The sequence below is a fragment of the Alteromonas sp. D210916BOD_24 genome (assembly GCF_047159385.1).
In the GTDB taxonomy this organism is placed as follows: Bacteria; Pseudomonadota; Gammaproteobacteria; order Enterobacterales; family Alteromonadaceae; genus Alteromonas.
In genome coordinates this window covers 710,018-732,509 of record NZ_AP038333.1, presented here as the reverse complement: position 1 = coordinate 732,509, position 22,492 = coordinate 710,018, and the positions used below count along the sequence as shown (strand labels likewise).

Here is a 22,492-nt window from a genome sequence, read left to right as displayed (position 1 = left end):
AAAGTGATGATGATTTGATCCACAATTCGCCACATTTACCCACTAAGTTACAGTTTAGGTAGCAATGATCCCCACTGTCAAGTAGAAAAGTGCCGTGAAAGCCGCGTATTTACTGGGTTTAAACTGTTTTTTCATACAGTAGTTTAAGGAAGTGTATGATTAGACGTACAAAAACAAAGCAATAGGGTGAAGAAATAAACATGCAAAGCAGACTAAATGCGACGAATGGCATCAAATGAGGGCAAATCGTAGTAACAATAGGTAAATAAAAGCGAAGCTAAAATCGCTTCGCTTGGAGTTAGGTATTTACGCCCTATCTGCTTGCGTAAAGTCGAAGGGGTAATGTAAGGCTTTCGCCTTGCAATAATTAGAATCGGTAAGATGCCGTTAACGAAGCAATATCAGATCCGTCGTCATTATCGAGGTCTTTTTCAAAAGATGCTTTGATTGAGAATTGCTCGTTGAACCAATAATCCAATTCTATACCCGCACTATTGTCGTTGTCTAAATCGTCAATACCATTAACAAAAGTATAGGTACCTGCAATACTGAACCCCGGGCTGAAGAAATACCGTGCAGTAGCTGACAAAGTATCTGCATCATAAGCGATATATTCAGCCGTCAAATCCCATCCTGTGCCCATTTTGTTGACTGTGGTATAGCGCGTGAATGCCATAGCAGACGTTTCTTTGTAACGTTCTTTAAATATATCCACGCCATCGTTGAAGTCGTAACTCGCTCGCTGATAAATCAATCCAGCGCCTATTTGCCATTCAGGAATAAGATTAAAACCAACTTTAAAATCGACAGAGGTATTCTCAATGTCACCGTACATACCGTCTGATTTCGTATGTAACCCTTGAAGATCAATCATCCATTCTTGGTTTAAATAAAACGTAGAACCGAGGGTAAATACGTCGAGGTCGTCCACCGTGTAATACCCGCCTGAAAGGCTGGAAACACGCTGCAAGTATGGGTTGATAAGGTAAGCGCCAGTGTTTGATTGTACGGCATCTAAATAGCGAATATATTGTGCGCCTATGAGATTGTCATCTGCGCCTTCTGCATCAACCGCCAGCACTTGTACTTCATTTTGTATTGCCCCATGAGCAGTACTGATAAAGCACAGTGGTGCAGTGCCAATTAATACTGCCGCGACCGCTGTTTTTACACTGTAAAATTGGGAAAAGTTAACCTTGATATCCATGTTTTTGTCCTTAAAAAAAGAGCCTGTTTTTAAACTGACTTTAAGATAAGACATTAAAACTTAACGAATTCTGAACAAAAGATGACGTTAGATGAATAAGGTTTCAGACATAAAAAAACCCCGCCGATGCGGGGTTTTTCGTTAGTTAACCACTAGGGAAAATTACGCACTTGGCGTTTCTTCACCACTAGGTTGAGCTTGTGCACTTACCGCTGACAATTGCATGCTGCGGATAGGGTTTTCTGTGTCATTTGACAATTCAACCAAACGGTTTAGCTGGCCAATTGACATCATTACCGCGTAAATCGCGCCTAGGAAGCCGGCTTTGTGCAGTTCCAAAACTTGCTCTTCAGGAAGCTCAAGCAATTTCTTTTCATTGATGCTCATCATACCGGTCACATTGCGCTGTTTTCCGTCTTGATAAGTCAAACGAATTTGAATTGGGTCAAGTAGGTCTAGCTCAACGACTTTAGCAACAAAGCGCTGCGTCAGCATTTCACTGTTAGCCAGATCAGCTAGGAACTTCTGGCGGCTTGCCAAGAACTCAGACGCTTCACCTTCTGCAGTGAAAAGCGCTTGACCTTCATCAGAGATAAGATCACTGTTTTCATCAATGAATACACCCAGTTTGTCGCCATCTGGACGTACGTCAAATGGGTAGCGAAGGATATTCATCGGTATGTGAGGACCTTTCCAGCTTTCACCTGCAAGGAACAGGTTCTGGCCCTGCTCCATGCCAAGCATAGTCACTACGTGGTGACGCTTAGCATTAGTATCTTCAATGAATACTAGCGGCATAGTAGAAGCAAGTTGTGCAAATTCACGGATAGACGCGGCAGCCAGGTGAGTATTTTTCGCGAAGCTGAAAGAAGAATTTACCGCAACCTTGAGGTCTTTGTGTTTTTCTTTGTCTAGCGGTACAAAATTAATAGCCATATTTATTTCTCATACTTGTTTACTGTGGTCCCGGCAAATACGTGAGGAGGTCGGGAAACACTTAAAATTACGTAGGCCCTTCAGATGCAATTCTGACATCGATCATGCTTTCATCGATAAGGGGCGGCGCGGTCAGGAGTATTACGCATTCGCGCAATGAAGTCACGCAGTCTCCACCATAACAAGTTTTAAATTTTTATTGCAATGTAAAATTTACGTGAACAAGCACAAGTGCTCTAAAAATAGTCAACCCACGGCTTATTTGGCGAATGTACTCCTAAAAGGCCCCATTGTGACGATGGATAATTTGCATTACTCTCTGTTCATATTGTGAATGTGAACAGCAACACGCACTCACAATGTTAGGATCTGTATCGCGATTATCACGCTTCCACGTAGAATTAAGCTAATCGATCTTACGATAAAAATACCATAACAAGGAAAACGAATATGAAGGGGCGCTTCCCATTGACCAAAACTGCGTTAGCCATTGCCGTTTTATTAAGTTGCTCTGCATTAGCAACTTCGGCAACTTCTGGTCCAGACGCTAATACAAAAACTTATTCCGCCTCAAAGACCGCTGTTGCCATCGCCAAAGAAACAATTATTGTGGACGGCCATATTGACGTGCCCTACCGTGTAAAAGAAAAATGGGTTGATGTCACTAAAGCGACTTCTGACGGCGATTTTGATTATCCCCGTGCTGTACAAGGTGGCTTAAATGCCCCTTTTATGAGCATTTATGTACCCGCGAGTTTGGACAATTCACCTGAGTCTACGCAGCTCGCCCACGAACTCATCGATTCAGTAGAAGCTATTGTAGCCCGAGCACCGGATAAATTTGCGATTGCTACGCGCCCTTCTGAGGTAAAAACCCATTTCGAGCAAGGCATCATTTCTTTGCCCATGGGTATGGAGAACGGCTCACCACTTCAAGGTGATTTAAACAATCTGCAAGCTTTCTACGAGCGAGGAATAAGGTACATTACGTTAGCCCACAGCCAGGCGAATCACATTTCCGATTCTTCCTACGATTTGCGTCGCAAATGGAAAGGGTTAAGTCCGTTTGGAAAAACGCTGGTCACTGAGATGAACAATATCGGTATTATGTTGGATATCTCGCATGTGTCTGACGACGCGTTCTACCAAGTTATCGAACTCACTAAGGTACCTGTTATTGCGTCCCATTCTTCATTGCGTCGTTTTACCCCTGGGTTTGAACGCAATATGAATGATGACATGATCAAAAAACTGGGTGAAAACGGTGGGGTCATTATGATCAACTTCGGTTCGAGCTTTGTGTCAAAAGAAGCCGGAGAATGGCGTACTGGCATGACAAACGCCCGCAATGCGCTAAAAGAAAAAGAAGGGGAAGACAGCCCTAATCTTGAAAATTTTGAGGCGACATACCGTGCGCAAGTACCCTACCCTTATTCAACACTAGACAATGTACTTGACCACATTGACCACGTGGTGTCGCTTGTTGGTATTGACCATGTGGGTATAGGCTCTGACTACGATGGTGTGGGTGATTCCTTGCCAATTGGCCTTAAAGATGTGGCGAGTTTTCCCAATTTAGTTCAGGGCTTACTCGACAGGCAGTACAGTCGTGCCGACATTGAAAAAATACTAAGTGGCAACTTACTGAGAGTCTGGCAGCAAGTAGAGGATTACGCTGCTAAGCACTAATAATTACTGACCAGCCTCACAAGCTTTCGGGCAACGAGGTATGCAGACAAAAAAGGAGAGCTTGATGAGCTCTCCTTTTTCATGTTGGTTTTCCTACCCTCGTAGTTTATCAACCGGCTTTATATCCTGTCTTTATGTCCTGGTTTGATCACTTGGCTTGACTGTAAGGTAAAACACCACGGGCAATACCACTAAGGTTAACAATAATGCACTTAGCATTCCCCCTACCATAGGTGCTGCTATACGCTGCATGACTTCGCTGCCAGTTCCACTGGCGTGAAGCACGGGAAGCAGGCCAATAATAATAGAAAACGATGTCATCATTACTGGGCGCAATCGCATGGTGGCGGCGTGGATCACCGCTTGCTTAACGCGTTCAACAAGATTGTCCGATGGATTGGTATCAGAAAAACCACTGTTTACTGCGTCTTCTCTCGCGTTTCGCTTAACCTCATCGACATGTTGGTTAAGATACACCAGCATAATAACGCCAATTTCCACTGCAACGCCTGCTAGAGCAATAAACCCAACGCCTACAGCCACAGACAAATTAAAGTTAAGACTGTATAACAGCCACACACTGCCCACGAGAGCCAGAGGCAAGGTAGCGAGTATCAACACCACATCCTTAAGTGTCTTAAACGCCAAAAACAGTAACAGGCAAATAATAACCAGTGTCACTGGGATGACGATAGACAACTTGGCTTTGGCCCTTTCAAGATACGCGAACTGTCCTGCCCACGACAGGGAATAACCCGCAGGCAGTGACAGATTGTCATAGAGATAGGCCTTTGCGTTATCTACATACCCTCCCAAGTCAGCCCCATCAATATCGATAAATACCCAACCATTTAGCCGTGCATTTTCACTCTTTATTCCTGCCGGCCCCTGACTGACTCCCACACTGGCAATATCACCTAGGGTAATATGGGCACCGCTTGGCGTGACCAGCGGCAGGCGTTTAAGGGCATCTGGACTTTCTCTATACGCCTGAGGAAAACGCAGACTGACTGGGTAGCGCTCTCGTCCTTCTACCGATGCAGTAATGGTTCTGCCACCAATAGCTGTACCAATCAGCGCATGCACATCAGCAATGCTCATGGCATAACGGGCAGCTAAAGTGCGATCCACATCAATGTGAATATAGCGACCGCCTACCACCCGTTCTGCGTACACCGATGTTGTGTGTGCAACATTGGGTAGCAGTGCTTCTATTTCTTTGCCAATTGCTTCAATACCTTCAAGTTCGGGACCTGCAATTTTAATACCCACTGGGGTTTTAATGCCGGTTGCCAACATATCAATACGGGTTTTAATTGGCATCACCCACGCATTGGTTAAACCGGGAAACTTCACAAGTTCATTGAACTCCTGTTTGAGTTTCTCGGTAGTCATGCCCTCTCGCCACTGGCTTTTCGGTTTTAACTGTATAAAGGTTTCAATCATGGTTAACGGCGCGGGATCAGTGGCAGTATCTGCTCGCCCTATTTTTCCAAAGACGCTGCGCACCTCCGGCACTGTCGCGATTAACTTGTCAGTTTGTTGCAGTAATTCCCTCGCCTTCCCCACGGAGATACTGGGATAAGTGGTCGGCATATACATCAAATCCCCTTCGTCGAGCTCAGGCATAAACTCACTTCCCAGTTGACTGAGAGGCCAGTATGAGGAAAGTAAAAGAAGCAAAGCACCGGCTAAGGTCGTTTTGGGATAACGCAATCCCGCCCTTAAAATAGGCGTATACACACTGACTAAAGCGCGGTTTATGGGGTTTTGCTGTTCAGACTTTATTTTGCCTCGCACAAAGTAGCCCGCCAGTACTGGCACCAGTGTAATGGCTAACGCCGCAGCAGCAGCCATGGCGTAAGTCTTGGTGAATGCCAGTGGAGAGAACAGTCTGCCCTCTTGTGCTTCCAGCGCAAACACAGGCACAAAAGAGACAGTTATAATGAGCAATGAGAAGAACAGGGCAGGCCCCACTTCAGCGGTTGACTTTATGACCAGTTTCCATCTCGAGTGATTGTCCAATTTCTCAACGGACGTCATAGCATCGTGATTGCCTTCATCAACCGCATTAAGGTGTTTGTGCAAGTTTTCAACCACCACAATGGCACCATCAACCATGGCACCTATGGCGATCGCGATGCCGCCCAAGGACATGATATTAGCGTTAAGTCCTTGTAGCTTCATTACAATGAACGCCACAAGGATCCCAATAGGCAAACTGATCATGGCCACTAACGAGGAGCGCACATGAAACAAAAACACCAAACACACCAGCCCGACCACAATGAGTTCTTCCACTAACTTATCAAACAGGGTATCTACCGCATTGTTAATCAACGTGGAACGGTCATAGACAGGCACAATTTCTACCCCTTCAGGCAAACTACCTTGAAGGCTAGCCAGTTTGGCTTTTACTGCATCGATGGTGGCTTTGGCATTTTCACCATAGCGCATTACGATAATGCCGCCGACGGCTTCTCCATCACCATTGAGTTCAGCAATTCCACGACGCATTAACGGGGCGGCCACCACATCGGCTACATCGCCAATAGTAATACTGACACCATTTTCGATAACACCGGTGGGAATAGCCTCGATATCTGCAATTGACTGGATATAATTTTCTGCCGTCACCATATATTCAGCTTCTGCCAGTTCAATAACAGAAGCACCTGTCGCACGATTGCCTTTGTTTAAAGCCACTTCAATGTGCGAGGGCATAATGTTGTATGCGCGCAGTTTCTCGGGGTCAACAATCACCTGATACTGCTTAACCATTCCCCCAACTGAGGCGACTTCCGATACCCCTTCGACTGATTGCAACTCAAACTTTAAGAACCAGTCTTGCAGTGCCCTTAGCTCACCAAGATCCAGTGTATTGCTACCATTTTCGGTATTTCGCAGCGCATAAATATAGACCCAGCCCACCCCTGTGGCATCTGGCCCTAATTGCGGCGTAACACCATCGGGAAGTTGAGGAGCCGCTTGACTTAAGTACTCCAGTACACGACTTCTCGCCCAATACATATCGGTATTGTCGTCAAAGATCACATACACATAGGCATCACCAAAAAAAGAGTACCCGCGTACTGTTTGGGCCCCTGGTACGGCCATTAGCGCCGTGGTGAGTGGAAAGGTCACCTGATCTTCGACTACTTGGGGCGATTGTCCAGGATAGCTTACCTTTACGATAACTTGCACGTCGGATAAATCTGGGATCGCGTCCACCGGGGTTTGCTTTACTGCCCACACCCCGGCGATGCTCAGCATGACAGCACACAACAGAACGACTATCCGATTATTCACAGACCAACGAATAACTGATTCAATCATGATGCATATCCATAGTGTGACCGCTGTCGTCTTTGGATGGTGACTGTGGTGGTTTTTCCATGTACGAGGCGTCCTCTTCGTGGGAAGAATGTCTCATATCAATCACCGTAAATTCATCTCCAGTAACAAATGTGAACACCACCTTGTCACCCACCTTAAATTGAGACGGCATAATATGGGGAGAAAGTGCAAAGTCCATGGTGGCTGGCCCCCTGCCCCATTTTTCAATTGGCCCGCGCGCAATGGTCATCATGGTCAAGCCAGCGTTATCTTGAGTATGGGGCGTAATATTTTCTATCTTTCCCCACGTAGTAGCCTGGTGATCGGGCGCTTCCATCCGGTTGAAATCACTGGCCTTGGAAGATTCTGAATCAATTAAAAATTGCGCCGATGTAACCACTTCATCGCCGGGCAATAGTCCTCGAATGACTTCGTAATGGTGCTCATCCTGGCGACCAGTTTGAATATTCACCGACTTAAAATGTCCCTGAGAGTCTGTCAGTACAACACGTGCCTGGTCATGGGTTTGAATAACCGCACTTTTCGGGACCAACAAAGACGGGTCAACGTGCTGAGGGACAATTTTTACCTTGGCAAACATGTTAGGTTTGAGCAAACCCTTAGGGTTTGATAGCGGGACACGCACTTTTAAGGTACGAGTGGTTGCCGACAAAGAAGGATAAATATAATCAACGTGCCCTTCCCACACCACCATTGGATTAGAGGAATGGGTGACGATGACATTATCACCAAGCTTCACAGTGCCCGCGTAACTTTCAAGAATGTCCGCAAGTACCCAAACCTTGTCTAATTTAGCAATGCTCATAATGGTCGTGCCGGGCTGAACGTAAAACCCTTCACGTATTGTCATTGCCTCCACTACTCCACTTTGAGGGGCGTTAAAGGTAACCTGTTGCACTACCTTGCGGGTCTTTTTCAAATTATTGATAAAATCTGACGATAAGCCCAGCGACTCAAGTCGTTGCCTTGCGCCCTCTTCTAGGCGCGTGTCATTGCGCTTTAACGCCAGCACATACTCTTCCTGAGCGCTGACCAATTCTGGTGAGTAAAGGGTATAAAGAGGCTGCCCCTCACGCACCTCCTCTCCTTGGGCTTTAATATGCAGTGTGTCAATCCAGCCTTCTACCCGTGGATGAATATGTACAATTTGATCTTCATCGTAACTCACTGTTGCAATGGCACTTACCGATAGGTCAAGTTTACCTACTTGTACCTGCGCCGTTTTCACTCCCATGTTTTGCTGCACATTAGGCGCAATCATTACGGTGCCTGGAGAACGCGTGCCCTGTGTACCTGAGGTAGATTCAGCATAAACCGGCACCAAGTCCATTCCCATGGGCGATTTGCCCGGTTTATCGCGGCGATAGCTGTCGTCCATAGGGGCGACCCAATATAAAGGTGCCTTTTCATTGTCAACTTGAGCCTGTCGATCCTGGTTTGGACCATGTTCTTCCCCATCACTCGAAAAAAGCCACCACAGGAAAGCACTACCGATAAAAGCCAAAGCAGCGCCTGAAAGTCCCCATAGAAATGCGGTCCGTTTGGTCACTGTATTTGAACGTAATTGTTGCGAAGTCATGAGTGAAATCCTTTAGGTGTTCGAGGCTGCCTGCCAGGCAGGAAGATATAAATACAACAGAGATGACAAGGTCTTGGCTTCACTCATTTGTATGCGTAAAAGCTCATCCTCCACCTGAATTTGTCGAATGTTGGCGTTAATCACTTCACTGAAATTAGCCGTGTCTGTGGTGTATGAGGTCAGCAGGGTTTGCGCCAGCTCGGCCACTTCTTCGACTAAACCGTTCTGGTACAAAGCTTTGCGCTCATTGAGGGAGACATAGCGCGCCTTTAATACGTCAGCCTGCGCAGCTAACGCATTGACTTTTAATCGAAAGTCAGTCTTTAGCGCATTCACTTTTGATGCTGCTGCTGAAATAGACGCATCTTGTTTAGGTTTGGTGAAAAAGGGTAAGTCTACTTGTACGCCAAGAGAGACAAAGTCTGCGCGACTTGCGCCATTTTGGGCATCCTGCCGGTAGCCATAACTGGCCTCTACACTCCATTGCGACTTGGTTTGCTCACGCGCAATCGCAAGTTGCTTCTGTTCAACCTGGGTTTGCAGTTGTAGTAACTGGGCTTCCGGGTGTTGCTGTAAAAGGGTAAATGGCTCACTTTCACCTATCAGTTGAAAGAATGTTGAAGTGTCTAACTTGTACTCGGTTAACAATGAATGTTGTTCAAAACGCTCGGGGGCAACTACCCCAGTAAGCGGTGCGCCAAGCCATTGAGACAGTGCAGCTTTGGCTTCATGCTGTGCCTGAATTGCTTGGGTTTGCTTATCCTCTAATGTCAAAATAGCCAAACGCACCTGTAATACATCACCCTGCTGTGCACCGCCTAACGCCTGCGCGTATCGCGATTCTGTAACATCGAGTAACTGGTTGAGTAAATGTTTCTCTTTATCCAGTAATTGCAACCGCTGACTGGCGTAGTACCAGTCTAACCACAATGCCGATACTTCTTTTTTTACCCAGGCTTTGCGCGCTTCACTCTCTGTACCCACTTTACTTGCCATGACCGCAAGGCGTTGCTGAGTTAAATGATTAACGTCTCCTCGGGGAAGCTGCTGTTTGACGCCAACCTTAAATTGCGTCATCGGCTCCTGATCAAGGGAAAAGCCATCAGTTGGCAGGTTCTGTAACGACGCTGAAAGCTGTGGGTTTGACCAGTAACCTGCTGCTTGTTCTTCGTGACGAATAGCTTCTTCCCGGTAGCCATTGCCTTTCAAGTTGGGATCCTGCGCTATGGCCAATTGCTGTGCCCGGACAAGCGATAACTCTTCCGCTTGCAGGGTAGCCTGAAACCCTATCAGGCAAAGCAGAAGCCCTTTTGTAAGTATTGCTTTCGTTGTGTTTTTAGAAACACCACACCATTGAATTGTCATAGTAACCTTCGCTTGTAATTCGCGATGTAATCTACCCACTATGGCGTTCTCATCGACGCAATTGACCTTGCCTTAACAAGGTTTTAATGAAGCCCCCCGCCCTAGTGCCGGGTACCTCAACTTTTGAGAAAAAACGCGATGAGATTTGCCGTTGAGAATTAGCGCTTAATGGCTACAGTGACTTGCCTTTCTTTAGCTCTAGGATCGTATAAAGCAAAGGGTTAGTTGCTGCCAGATAAACGCCAGACGGATCTAGACTGTGATAAGTACTTTGGGTGGACGAAACTGTTTAAAGGTAAGATGTGAAAGCTGGCCTTCTAACAGGCCAGAGGCGGTCGTGCGATTAATAACCACACCAGATAACGCGATGCCCTGAAGTAACGCTGCACCGCCGGTATTAAAGCAATGTTCGGTATAGCACTGACAATCATCGCCACAACAATTCATTTCTGCATGACTGTCCATTGCAGCCATGTCATCGGTCGAATCCATAGCGTTATTATGGCCACAAGAAGAGGACATGTTTGCAGCATTCTGAGAGGGAGTAGCTGATCCCAATACATTCATTGTCTGGCTGTGATCGTGAGACACAAAGAGCGTATTACCTTGCGCGATACCTTGAAGCCCCATAGACACCAATAACACCAGTAAAAGCACGGTCTGCTTTAGACTGGTATTCAAAGGGCTGTTATTGTGATGTCTATAATATTGAAACATTACGCTGTGGGCTGTTCACATTGCCAGTAAATTGATGTCATAAGCATAGCGCTTTGCACCAAGTGAGTAAATAGCTTGGTAAAGCAACGTTATACGTATCTGAGACCTTGATAATTCCGTTTACTTAACGTTGCTTGAGATACTCTTGTAACATAAGCGACATTGTCGTAAATAAAGGGTTTGCTTTTGGAACCGCACAGGCTTCTTGTTGATTGACCATATTCTTATTAAAGCGCATGGTATTAAGTAGCACCGAATTAACCACGACATCGGCGTGACACACTTCATACGACTCATCTATCACAAAGAAAGTGTTAGGACCCTGACTATGTTCCAGTAAGCTTTCAACGCCATGAATAGGTGTTGTGATATCTGCCTGAGAATGGGTAACAAAAAGTGGCACTTTAATCTGTTGGCCTTGTTCAAGCTTACCTCTAATGTCGTTAATGATGTCCATTAATTCCAATCCGGCAAATCCCGCCACATGAGGATACTTATATGGGTTAGGCCCATGCGTCTCATAGGAACCATCAATTATTCTCGCAAGCAGCTTTATACCCCAAATTCTTGACATACTTTCTGCGTTATCTGACAACGCCAGCGCACCAGAAAACAACATCAAGCCGTCTACATGCTCTGGGTTATTTAAATAATGCTGAACAGCCAACGCTCCACCTGTCGAAAAGCCACCTAACAACAGGCTATCGCCCATATCATCTGCCAATGCAATTACGTCATCAACGTGCGCTTGCCAGCGTTCGGCCAAATCCCAATCAGACATATCGTCATTGGCATCCCGTTTACCGTGACCGGGTAAAAGAGGAACAAGCACCGTATAGCCTTGTTTGAATAAAATGTTTGCAATTTCACGCATAAAGAAAGGAGAGTCACTTAAACCATGAATGAGCACAGCGACCTTGGTACTGGTATCGTTTTTCAAGATGAACGGCGCATTGCCCTCATTGCGCAATATATTGCTGCATACACTGAATTTATTCAGGGCGGTTTCCCGACAGGGTTGAGTGCTCCCCCACTCGGCTTCATACAGTGATTTAAACCGTGTAGTCAATGAGTCAACCGTATTGGCATTAGCAAGAGTCGTTGAGCAAAGTAACAGGACAAAGCTAATTAGCCACTTAGACATAAGGGTCACACGCACCATTTTTCTCCAAATCTGGAATACCGTATATAAAAACGGGAGCATGATAACATGCTCCCGGTAAAAAAGTGACGAGCCTGCTACTCAGCCCGCCTTGTCACCCTTAAAGGCTATCAGTAACACTTAGCTAAAATACACGTCGAGGTCGTCAGAGCCACCGATATGCTTGCCGCCAATAAACACTTGAGGCACTGTTTCTCGCCCGCTGATGGCCGTTAAACTTGTCAGTGAAGCATCTTTGCCCAACACGATCTCTTCGTAGTCGTAGCCTTTTTCTTCCAGTAGTTTTTTTGCTTTGGTGCAATAAGGGCAACCGGGTTTGGTAATAATAGCCACCGGTGCATTGGTCTGCTCTTCTGGCGCAATATAGGCCAACATGGTATCAGCATCAGAGACTTCAAATGGATCGCCAGGCACATCTGGCTCGATAAACATTTTCTCCACCACACCATTTTTAACTAACATTGAATAGCGCCAGCTTCGCTTGCCAAACCCCAAATCCGCTTTATCCACTAACATGCCCATACCATCTGTGAATTCACCGTTTCCGTCCGGTAGTACAGTGATATTGTCAGCTTCTTGGTCAGCCGCCCAAGCATTCATCACGAAAGTGTCATTGACAGATATACAGACAATTTCATCAATACCATGCTTAGCAAATTTCTTAGCAAGTGCGTTATAGCGGGGTAAGTGGGTTGATGAACAAGTTGGCGTAAATGCGCCGGGTAAAGAAAACACCACCACATTGCGATTTGAAAAAATCTCATCGGTAGTTTTCGTCACCCATGTTTCGCCTTCGCGACAGTGAAATGACACGCTGGGTACTTTCTGGCCCTCTTTTGATGTAAAGCGACTTTCTGACATTGCAACCTCGTTGGTGTTTGACTGATTCAATGGAAACCCTTCTTGCATGTTATACCAAACTGCACAATGTGTGAATTTTCAGCCAATCAACTGATTTAACGATTAATTTTTAAGGATTAGTAAAATATAGACGAAAGTATAGATCTTTATACTCATTTATTTCGTTTTAGCCTTCACAATGGACAGGCAAATGGTTTGCGTTAATTCGTCTTAATCGCAAGTACACACCAATAAATGTGATGAGCGTTACACGTTAAAAGGAGTAGAAGGCTAATGGTCCGTCAAGGAGCGAATATCGCCCAGACTCTGGTGTTTATCATCCTTATACCTTTAGCGAGCGCAATCGCCTCCACAACTTCCGATCTGTCTATTCGCTTTGACAGAGTGAAGCAACTTCTTGTCCAGGCGCAATATAGCGAGGCGGAAACAGAAGCTATTTTACTTCACGAGCTCGCCTTACAGCACAACGACGTCTCTGCCGACGGATTTTTGGCCCTTGGTCGACTTTTTCAAGATGCTTCGCGATTTGAGGTCGCTAAAGTCATGCTCAGTACAGCACTCGAAGACTACACTCGCCAAGGGGAGCTGGATAAGATGACACTTCCCTTACTGTATTTAGCCATTGCTGAGCGACATTTGGGGAACTATTCTTCGGCCCTTAGTTTTATCCAACGCGGGATGTCCATTGCGCAAGTAGCACAAGATCAATCGGCGATTGCGCAACTCAACATTGAGCTGGGCATCGTAAAGCAAGAAATGGGCGAAATAGAAGATGCACTTTCTGTATTTATGCAGGCATTGAAGTTTTTTCGCGAAGGCAATGACAAGTATCAGACAAGTGTGTGTCTTCTGCACATAGGTGACACCTATTTAATGATTGATAACTATTCCCTTGCGCACACCTACTATCAGGACGCCATCGAAATCATCGAACAAGTGCCGTTGGGACAAGGCCTATCTGGAAAACTCTATTCTCGACTGGGAGAGCTGCATTTCAACAATAACGACATTAAAAATGCCATGACGTCGTTAGAGAAAAGCATGACTTTACTCCGCCAAGGTGATGACAAAGAAGCGCTTGCTGAAACCCAAATTTTATTGGCTAAAGTGCTTGTCAAAAATGGTGACTTAGAAAAAGGGCGAGAGATATTACAAGAAGCGATTGCATTTGCCATAGACTCTGCTCAAGACAAACTGATTAAAGAGGGACGCCTAGCATTGGCTCACGCCTATTTACAAGAGCACGATTACGAACAAGCGCTTATTCACGCCCGTCAGGGAACCGTTGAGGCAAGAACACAAAAAGACCTGCGTGGACAATTGAGTTTTCTCACCGTGCAATTGAGCACGTTTGTATCTCTTGGTGACTTTGAGAAAGCTCTCGATATTCAATCTGTTATTCAGCAACTCCGTGAGGCTTTACTGGATACGCAAAACAAAGCCGCCCTTGAAGGTCTTCAAGCAGAGATAGAGTTAGTACGCCAGTCCCACAAATTCGAAAAACTAGAAGAATCCAAGCGTCTTGCCTTAGCTGAAGCTGAGCGGGAAAAGCTTCAAAGCACCTTATTCTGGAGCATGTCACTGGCCATTTTGTTAGTCCTATTTTTGGTGTGGAGCCGCTATAAACAACGTCAGCAGACAGTGCTTCTGCGAAGTGAGGTAAAGCGTCAAACTCTGTCCCTACAAGAAAAAAACGATGAGCTTGAGCGGGCATACAGAACCTTGGAAGAAGTCAGCTTACGCGACCCCTTAACTGGGCTTTATAACCGTCAATACCTGGAATCTCAGCTACCTGCAGAAATTAAGCGCAGTCAATTTGCGGCAAATCACGGCAATGATCGTACTGACAATAAAACGGATTTATTGTGTTTGCTAATTGATATCGATTTCTTTAAAAAAATAAACGACACCTACGGACACATTGCAGGGGATAAAGTATTAACGGGTTTTGCCCAAGTCCTTAAAGAAGCATTCAGACCAAGTGATCTGATCATCCGCTGGGGGGGAGAAGAGTTTCTCGTGGTGTGTCGTTACGCCAATAGAGAAGAGTTGCCGGAGCTCGCCGAACGCTGCCGTGATTTGGTGGCCAACACCTTGTTTGACGTTAACCTTACTTCCCCTATTTCACTGACGTGCAGTATCGGCTTTTCACTGCTTCCCCCTACCCACACAGAGGAATTTGACACTGCATGGTCACAGACCTTTGCGGTCGTAGATTACGCATTATACGCCGCTAAATTATCGGGACGAAATGGGTGGGTTGGCGTAGTAGAAACTTATGACCAAGAACGGTCTCAACGGTTGCCCATCGACACGAAATTTGGATTTGCCGCTTCGAGACTAGCCACATCATTCAACAATATCGCGAGTATAAAATGGCCTGACAGCCTTGAGGAGTAGAACATGTATAAAGGTAGCTGTAATTGCCAAGCTGTTCAGTTTGAAATCGACCGCATTGATGAACTAGATGCAGACAATGAATCTGTGGCGAACGCTGATCAACAAAGGTTGAGCCTTGAAGTCAGCAAAGCGAATCTTATTATAGATTGTGCGCCGTCTGTACTTGCTGAACTGCACGCTGCCAATGGCGAGACACACCACGTTTGCACCGTATGCGGCCATTTAATGTTTATTGAAGGTCAGCAAGACAAAGTAGTGGTGGAAGTAGCATTTAATGGTCATGACGCACTATCAGCACCTCACTGCCAATTCGTTGTTTGAATTCACAGTGAGGAAAAGCCATCGAGGGTAGTCTGCTCGTGGCGACAACAACACACTATTGTTAATTAGCGTTTAGTAGCGCTAGTCTCCGCCTTTTATATCTTCCATATGATATTTATCTATCAGGGAGTATAACGTTGGACGGGTAACCCCCAACATTTCCGCCGTGCGAGACATATTTTTTTCGGCTTTTTGGTAAGCACGTCGAATGGCTCGGCTCTCGGCAATCTCTCTGACTTCTCGCAAATTAAGTGTTTCTGGTTCATCCGATGCATCTACTGGCATCAACCCCAGGTCATCCGGTTGTATAACACTCCCCTCAGCCATGATAACCGCTGATTTGAGCTTGTTTTGCATCTCTCGTATGTTACCTGGCCACTTGTGCGCTAACATGGCATTAACGGCCGATTCGGAGAAGCTCTTTGCTTTTGCTTTGAATTCTTCCCGATAAATGTTTAGGAAGGTGCGAGCAAGCAAAATAATATCCTGATCGCGCTCTCGTAAAGGTGGTATCACAATTGGCATTTCGCCTACCCGGTAATAGAGATCTTCTCGAAAAGTCTCTGCAGCCACCATACTTTGTAGGTCGCGGTGAGTTGCACAGATGACGCGAATATCGACGGGGATTTCCGTTCTTCCCCCCACTCGTTCAATTACACGCTCTTGCAAAAAGCGCAGCATTTTAGCTTGCAAGCCAATTGGCATGTCACCTATTTCATCGAGAAACAGTGTACCGCCCTGAGCGGTTTCAATTTTACCCAAAGTGGTTTTATTGGCGCCTGTAAACGCGCCTTTCTCATAACCAAACAGTTCGCTCTCAAGCAAGTTCTCAGGAATAGAAGCACAATTAATCGCAACAAAAGGCTTACCTTTTCTGGGGCTGTGTTCATGAATACTTCTGGCAAAGACTTCTTTACCTGTTCCACTCTCGCCCAGTAAAAGTGTACTGATATCTGTGTTGGCTATTTTCTCTGCACGACGAACTACTTTTTGAATGGCTTCACTATTACCCACAATTCGAGACATACCCGAGCGGGTACGTGCCAATATGCTGTTTTCATGCTCAAGCTTGGCCAGCTTTAACGCCCGATTTACCAGCAGCTTGATGGTGTCAGAATCTATGGGTTTTTGGTAAAAATCATAAGCACCAAAATCGATAGCCTTTAAGGCATTTTGCTTGTCGTTGTTACCGGTCACGACGATGACTTTGGTGCGCGGAGCTAAAGCAATAATATCGTGTAATATTCTCAACCCTTCTGAGGCATTGGCCGGATCTGGGGGAAGCCCCAAATCCAATGTCACCACTTTGGGTTCAAAACGACGTAACTGAGCAATAGCAGAGGCGTGATCGTCAGCAAAAACTACATTGTAATCCGTGAGGCTCCATTTCAATTGTTTCTGGATACCTAAATCATCGTCTACTACCAAAATGGTATCAGTCATCTCTCAATCCTATTTATTATCGTCATACATTGCCCCTACGCGCTACGCCTGCTTTAGGGGAAAGAATAGAGTGAAGCAACTACCTACGCCCCGTTGACTTTGTACAGTGAGTTTGCCGCCAATCGACTCTATGTATGTTTTGGCATCATACGCGCCAATTCCCATTCCCGCATTACCTTTAGTCGTATCAAATGGTTTGAACAACCGTTCTTCGATGAAAATGTTATCCATGCCGACTCCAGTGTCTTCAATAATGACTAGCTGGGATAAACTACTACTATCTTCACAAATCGTTATGTCGACAGCACCATCTTCTGGTGTTGCCTGCTGCGCATTACTGATAAGGTGATAAAGTACATTTGCCACTTTCTCTTTATCGACTACCACAGACTGTTCGCTGTTCAAGTGTACCCGGGGCAAAGGCTGAAGTCCCGAACAACGCTTATTTACTACTTCTTCAATGATTTCAGACAGTAACGATTCCCTGTCGATGCCTTCATTGGTTGCATTCTTATCAGTGAGTTGCTTGAGCATATTCTCCATTCTCGCCTTGGTGTGCTCAAGGGTTTCAAAAGTATCTTCAATAAACTCTGGGTTATGCTTATGTTGCTGGGCGTTAGCCAGTATAAGATCAACCTGCGCTAAGACATTTTTTAAATCGTGTAAAACAAAGGCAGACATCCGATTAAACGCTGCAAACTGCGCGTTTTCTGCCACAACTTGTGCCGCTTCGTGATGCTGCATATAAGTGCCAACTTGCTCTGAAACAGCGGTTAAATAATCTTTTACTTCCCAATTTAAACTGACTTTTTCCTTATCGCCACTTCCAAGTAATGCAAATCCCCATAAGCCGTCGTCCTTCATAAACGGCACAAGCAATTGAAAATCCCATTGCTTAAGAATTTGTCTATCAAGCTTAAGACCTTCATAATTAAATGGTTTCACAAGATATTCATCGGTATCTATAAACCATCCGTTTTGTCCACAAAAGCCTACAAGTTGATGAAGTGTTTCATCGAACTCGGGGGTGATCTCTAACGGCTGAGGTGTCGCTTTAGCCACACATTGAAAGCCATTAGCATTCACTTTATAAAGCAAACCAGAATCGTATTGAATTGCGTTTAGCAAGCCAGTTAGTCCCGCTTGGTAAACGTCGATAGCGTTGCTATCAGCCTTAGTCAGCCATTTAGTCAGCTTTACCCACTCTTCCCGATAATCAAATTGATTCGCAAAAAAATGTTTGGTGATAAACACTTTAATTTTGCTGCGAAACGCATTAGACAGAAATACGGTTGCAAGTAATGCAAAAGACATCACGACCAATATAATCTGTACGGTGGCTCCCCAACTGCCCCCAACGTAGTTAATGGCGTATCCCACTAACGCCATTAAAAACAGGTAACCACCTGCCACTAATAGTAGCGAGCTGTGTAACACCACATCCCGGGAAATGAAGATGTCTATGCCCCAATGGTGGATACGGCGAATAGAAATGACCAGTAGGGGCATCAATAGAAAATATATATACCCACGTGCAGCGATATAACCCACTTCAACTTGATTCACCATGGTTGCATTGGCGTAGGTGACAAATTCAAACAGATTAGTGGCACCAAGATAAATAATGAGTGGCTTAAACGCCCATTGCTCACGCCCAGCCTGGCGGTAGACAACCTCGAGCAATACAAGTACTTCCAACGACAACACAATTAACGCCAGAAAGCTCCAGGCTGGATTAAATACCAGTAAATAAGGTGCCAGTAGCGTAACAATAGCGGGGGAAATAATGATAAGTGTGGTTGGTCGCTTTAAAACGTCAGAGAAACTTTTGAAGTTGGTCTGAATGCAACCGGCGAGAAAAAGTAACCAGGCTAGTTGCTTAAATATATCACTACGCAGCAAATCACTCAGTGATATCGGCCCCATTAAGACCGAAATCAAACTAGTTGACCACAAAAACGTTGCAGCGGTGGCAAGCATCAGAAAATACTTGGCCACCCCAGGTTTTTTTACTGTAAATAGCAGTAGTAGTAATGCTAAATGCGCAAAGCTATTTAACGCATAGCCCAGATCAGAGATCATTCCCTTTCTCTCCCAAGGTGTGGTTTGCAGGCAAAGGCACATAAACCACAGGTGATAGCTTAACGCTACAGACTATCAATTTTGATGGGCCATTAACGCTTTTGAATGACTAATGAGCCAATGGAATATCCTGCACCAAATGAGCACAACACCCCAACATCGCCAGACACTAAGTCTTGGTGATTTAATCCAAAAGCAATCACTGAACCCGCTGAAGCGGTATTTGCAAATTCGTCTAAAACAATAGGCGCCTCTTCTTGGCTTGCATCTCTTCCTAAAAGTCGTTTACAAATCAAGGTATTCATATTGATATTTGCCTGGTGCAACCACCAGCGTTTCACGCCCTCTGGGGCAATATCATGACTGGCAAGATGCGCTTCAATATGGGCTGCAGCCAATGGGCAGACTTCTTTAAATACCTTGCGTCCTGCTTGATGAAATAACTTATCTGGTCCATAGGGATCCACGTCTTCTGCTCGGGTCATATAACCGAAGTTCGAACGAATATTGTTAGAGAACTTGGTTAACGCCTTGGTGCTTAAGACGTTGTAGACATGGTCGCTTTTAGCGGTGTCTGATAACTCCATGACTGTTGCAGTAGCAACATCCCCAAAAATGAAGTGGCTATCCCTGTCTGTGTAATTAATCTGAGGAGACACTAGCTCTGGGTTAATCACCAAAACGCGCTTCGCATTACCCGCATACAACATTTCGTACGCGCGATGCATACCAAATGTGGCAGCAGAACACGCCACTAACATATCAAACCCAAAGCCTTCGATTTTCAAAGCTTCTTGTACTTCAATGGCAATCGCGGGATACGCGCGTTGTGTATAGGCACACGAGACAATTACAGCGTCAATGTCGCTGGCCTGTAAATTGGCCGAAGACAATGCTAACTTGGCCGCTTCCACTGCAATTTCTGCCTGATGTGATAATTCTTCGTCACCGCGAGGGGCAATTAGCGGCTTCATTCTATCCACATCGAGTGCACCCTCTTTGCGATAAATATAGCGACTCTTAATGCCAGAAGCTTTTTCGATAAATTCTGCGCTTGAATATGGCATTGACTGAACATTACCTGCCTCGATATCCGCTTTGTTTTCTTGGTTAAATTTATCAACATAAGCGTTATAGCTATCGACCAGTTCTTCGTTGGAGATACTTTCTTTTGGATGCCACACACCCACACCACTAATCACAACCTGTTGAGACATAAGCATTCTCTTATCAATATTCTGTACATCAAGTGACCAAGCGCCCCACCTCGTTTGAAGGATATTCAAGTCGAATAGCGCTGGCCTTACTAGCAAAGAGCAAAAAAATGCACTTGCTTTTTATTATGCGCTATAGCTTACCTCAAACCGTCAGCGCTGTAACTACTCCAGCATAACGAGGGGCGATATAGTGTTGGGTGTTTAACCTGCAATACAAACAAGAAACCGCCCTGATGGGCGGTTGCTTACTTTCTAAATAGAGTGGAAATTTATGAATGTGCTATTGCTACACCACCCTACTTGTGAACGTAGCTAGTATTAAAGTTGGTTTATTTGCCAAACCGTTACCGTGCCGCTCACTTCGTTGCCCACTATGAGTAATGCTTCACCACTTGGGCTGTCCTCAGCGCTAACAAACACCAAGCTTTCTGGCGCCAAATCACCAATGACATCGTCAGCAGTTAATCCCTCGGTGAGATTGCGATTAATGACGTACTCAGCAAATTGGACATCGTAGGGGTTAGTGACATCGTAGACTAGAATGCCGCCCATGCGCTCAGTTCCCACGAATGCATATGTGCGGTCACCCACCTGACCCACCGTTAATGCCTCAGGCTCTGGTCCTTTGTTTTCTGAACGTGAATCACCTTCGTTTTCATCATCGCCATTATTAAATTGCGCGCCATGTACAGAGGCTGTGATTCGTTCAAAGTCATCACCGGAATCATATACCACTAGGCCATTCTGATCCCATATGGTAAAAGAACGCGCACCGTAAGTGTATGCAGCATCGTATTCACCATCACCGTCAGCGTCTCCCATTGCATCGGTTACGCGCAGATCATCCGCTTCACCATTGGCTTGAAGCATTGCCAAAGGAGAATTAGGTTCTGCGACCAAATCTTCAACTTTGACTTCATCGGTATAGGCTAAACAACCATCGTCTTCATCGAAATCCATCCCACCTGCCGCGGTACAAGCAGCTTCATCGGCAACCTCGAAGAAGTACTCTCTGGCATCACCTTCGTTAGCAGTGAGTAAAAAAGTAGCCCCTTTCCATGAAAAATGAGCAAGAGTATCGGGTTGATAGACACCATAAAGACCGGTGTATTGACCAAAACTTACGGCACCATCTTCTTGAATATCAATATTCAGACGATCCCAAGATTTCGCACCTAGCCCCATGACCTGTACGGTCAACTCTTCCAAATCAATAACCGCCAGGCCATTGTTTTCTTGTAAGCTTATATAAGCAGTATCATTTGTGGCTGTAATGTACTCTGGTTCGAGATCCTGTGCGACAGTCGTTGAAATAGTGACGCCGTTAATGGTGCGACCAGCAGGATTCGGGAACATCATTCCCTGTTCCATCAGGGCCTGTTCGCTTGTGTTAAATCCGCTAAATCCCACCGTAGTCCCCGTTTCTTCAGGTTCGCCGTTAGCAAGTATATTGATAACAGTCACCGAACCTTGTGGATCAACGGTGTAATCGCTGGAAGGCTCTCCTTCATTGGCCACCAATACTTTTGCACCATCTGGTGTAAAGGTGACCATATCAGGAAGAGCGCCGACTTCTACAGCGTCTAGAAAAGCGGGTGTTGAGCTGTCCAAGCCATCGTAAAACAACACAAATCCGTTATCTGTTTTCACATTTGCTGGTACTGCAACTGCCATCAGATTACCACTTACTGCGATACTCGTTACACTGCCAAGTTCAACGCCATTAATATCTGCAGGTAGGCTAAGTGCGCTAGGCACTAAATTGGTTGTACCTATGGGGTCAGTCATTGGGGTACTAGACACATTCGCCGCAGGAATGATAGCGATAGTATTAGTGTTGCCATTCGTGGCATAAATGGTATTGGTTTGAGCATGATACTGGATAATTTCAGCCGCAGTCTGATTACCCAAAAACGCTCTTGCGACCACTTCCATGGCAATTCCGATAGATGCATCTGTACCATCTGCACCGTCATTACCCGCTTCACCTTGTTCCCCTTGGGGACCTTGTGCTCCCGTTTCACCGGGTACACCATCATCACCATCCAGGCCACACCCTGTCAGTGATACTGATACTAAAAACGCGAGTAATCCTAGTTTGAACTTATTACGCACTGGCATTTGTTTTCCTTTCTAATTTTGGTGCCGTTCGGCTT

General features: G+C 45.5%; 15 protein-coding genes. 3 read left to right on the top strand and 12 right to left on the bottom strand.

All coding sequences use genetic code 11. The annotated features are described in order from the left end of the window. Positions 1-367 precede the first annotated feature (367 nt). Together ACMCM8_RS03195 and ACMCM8_RS03190 are read right to left on the bottom strand one after the other, a co-directional pair. Entirely contained in the window at positions 368-1,207 is an 840-nt protein-coding gene (locus tag ACMCM8_RS03195) for a hypothetical protein (RefSeq protein ID WP_412725392.1), read from the bottom strand. A 162-nt stretch (positions 1,208-1,369) separates the two neighbouring features. Beyond that, entirely contained in the window at positions 1,370-2,143 is a 774-nt protein-coding gene (locus ACMCM8_RS03190; protein ID WP_412725390.1) for a SapC family protein, read from the bottom strand. Between the two features lie 450 nt (positions 2,144-2,593). Here ACMCM8_RS03190 and ACMCM8_RS03185 point away from each other — a divergent pair, with 450 nt between their 5' ends. After that, complete coding sequence (locus ACMCM8_RS03185) at positions 2,594-3,832, top strand: dipeptidase (RefSeq protein ID WP_412725388.1); 1,239 nt, start codon at positions 2,594-2,596, stop codon at positions 3,830-3,832. A 132-nt stretch (positions 3,833-3,964) separates the two neighbouring features. Here the strand turns inward: ACMCM8_RS03185 and ACMCM8_RS03180 are convergent, their stop codons facing one another. From ACMCM8_RS03180 to ACMCM8_RS03155, 6 genes are all read right to left on the bottom strand, one after another. Further along, complete coding sequence (locus tag ACMCM8_RS03180) at positions 3,965-7,168, bottom strand: efflux RND transporter permease subunit (protein WP_412725386.1); 3,204 nt, start codon at positions 7,166-7,168, stop codon at positions 3,965-3,967. Continuing rightward, entirely contained in the window at positions 7,161-8,768 is a 1,608-nt protein-coding gene (locus ACMCM8_RS03175) for an efflux RND transporter periplasmic adaptor subunit (RefSeq protein ID WP_412725384.1), read from the bottom strand. Before ACMCM8_RS03175 ends, ACMCM8_RS03180 begins: the two co-directional genes overlap by 8 nt. 12 nt (positions 8,769-8,780) lie before the next feature. Further along, a complete protein-coding gene (locus ACMCM8_RS03170) occupies positions 8,781-10,133 on the bottom strand; it encodes a TolC family protein (RefSeq protein WP_412725382.1) in 1,353 nt (450 codons plus the stop codon). A gap of 252 nt (positions 10,134-10,385) precedes the next feature. Further along, a complete protein-coding gene (locus tag ACMCM8_RS03165; RefSeq protein WP_412725380.1) occupies positions 10,386-10,814 on the bottom strand; it encodes a hypothetical protein in 429 nt (142 codons plus the stop codon). 160 nt (positions 10,815-10,974) lie between these two features. Then, complete coding sequence (locus ACMCM8_RS03160; protein ID WP_412725378.1) at positions 10,975-12,054, bottom strand: alpha/beta hydrolase; 1,080 nt, start codon at positions 12,052-12,054, stop codon at positions 10,975-10,977. Between the two features lie 78 nt (positions 12,055-12,132). Further along, complete coding sequence (locus ACMCM8_RS03155; protein WP_412727600.1) at positions 12,133-12,873, bottom strand: glutathione peroxidase; 741 nt, start codon at positions 12,871-12,873, stop codon at positions 12,133-12,135. A gap of 273 nt (positions 12,874-13,146) precedes the next feature. Here ACMCM8_RS03155 and ACMCM8_RS03150 point away from each other — a divergent pair, with 273 nt between their 5' ends. Both ACMCM8_RS03150 and ACMCM8_RS03145 read left to right on the top strand, forming a co-directional pair. Beyond that, positions 13,147-15,273, top strand: a complete 2,127-nt coding sequence (locus tag ACMCM8_RS03150) for a diguanylate cyclase (RefSeq protein ID WP_412725376.1) — start codon at positions 13,147-13,149, stop codon at positions 15,271-15,273. Positions 15,274-15,276: 3 nt separating this feature from the next. Continuing rightward, a complete protein-coding gene (locus ACMCM8_RS03145; RefSeq protein ID WP_412725374.1) occupies positions 15,277-15,594 on the top strand; it encodes an ADP-ribosylglycohydrolase in 318 nt (105 codons plus the stop codon). An 81-nt stretch (positions 15,595-15,675) separates the two neighbouring features. On the opposite strand, the gene prsR is transcribed toward ACMCM8_RS03145, so the two are convergent. The 4 genes from prsR to ACMCM8_RS03125 form a co-directional block, all read right to left on the bottom strand. Then, positions 15,676-17,037 (bottom strand): PEP-CTERM-box response regulator transcription factor, encoded by a 1,362-nt coding sequence (gene prsR / locus ACMCM8_RS03140; protein ID WP_412725372.1) that lies wholly within the window; start codon positions 17,035-17,037, stop codon positions 15,676-15,678. A 42-nt stretch (positions 17,038-17,079) separates the two neighbouring features. Further along, a complete protein-coding gene (gene prsK / locus ACMCM8_RS03135; protein WP_412725370.1) occupies positions 17,080-19,119 on the bottom strand; it encodes an XrtA/PEP-CTERM system histidine kinase PrsK in 2,040 nt (679 codons plus the stop codon). 92 nt (positions 19,120-19,211) lie between these two features. Continuing rightward, positions 19,212-20,336 carry a beta-ketoacyl-ACP synthase III gene (locus ACMCM8_RS03130; RefSeq protein ID WP_412725368.1) on the bottom strand — a complete coding sequence of 375 codons (1,125 nt, stop codon included), beginning with the start codon at positions 20,334-20,336 and terminating at the stop codon, positions 19,212-19,214. Positions 20,337-20,654: 318 nt separating this feature from the next. Beyond that, positions 20,655-22,457 carry a choice-of-anchor I family protein gene (locus tag ACMCM8_RS03125; RefSeq protein WP_412725366.1) on the bottom strand — a complete coding sequence of 601 codons (1,803 nt, stop codon included), beginning with the start codon at positions 22,455-22,457 and terminating at the stop codon, positions 20,655-20,657. Positions 22,458-22,492 lie beyond the last annotated feature (35 nt).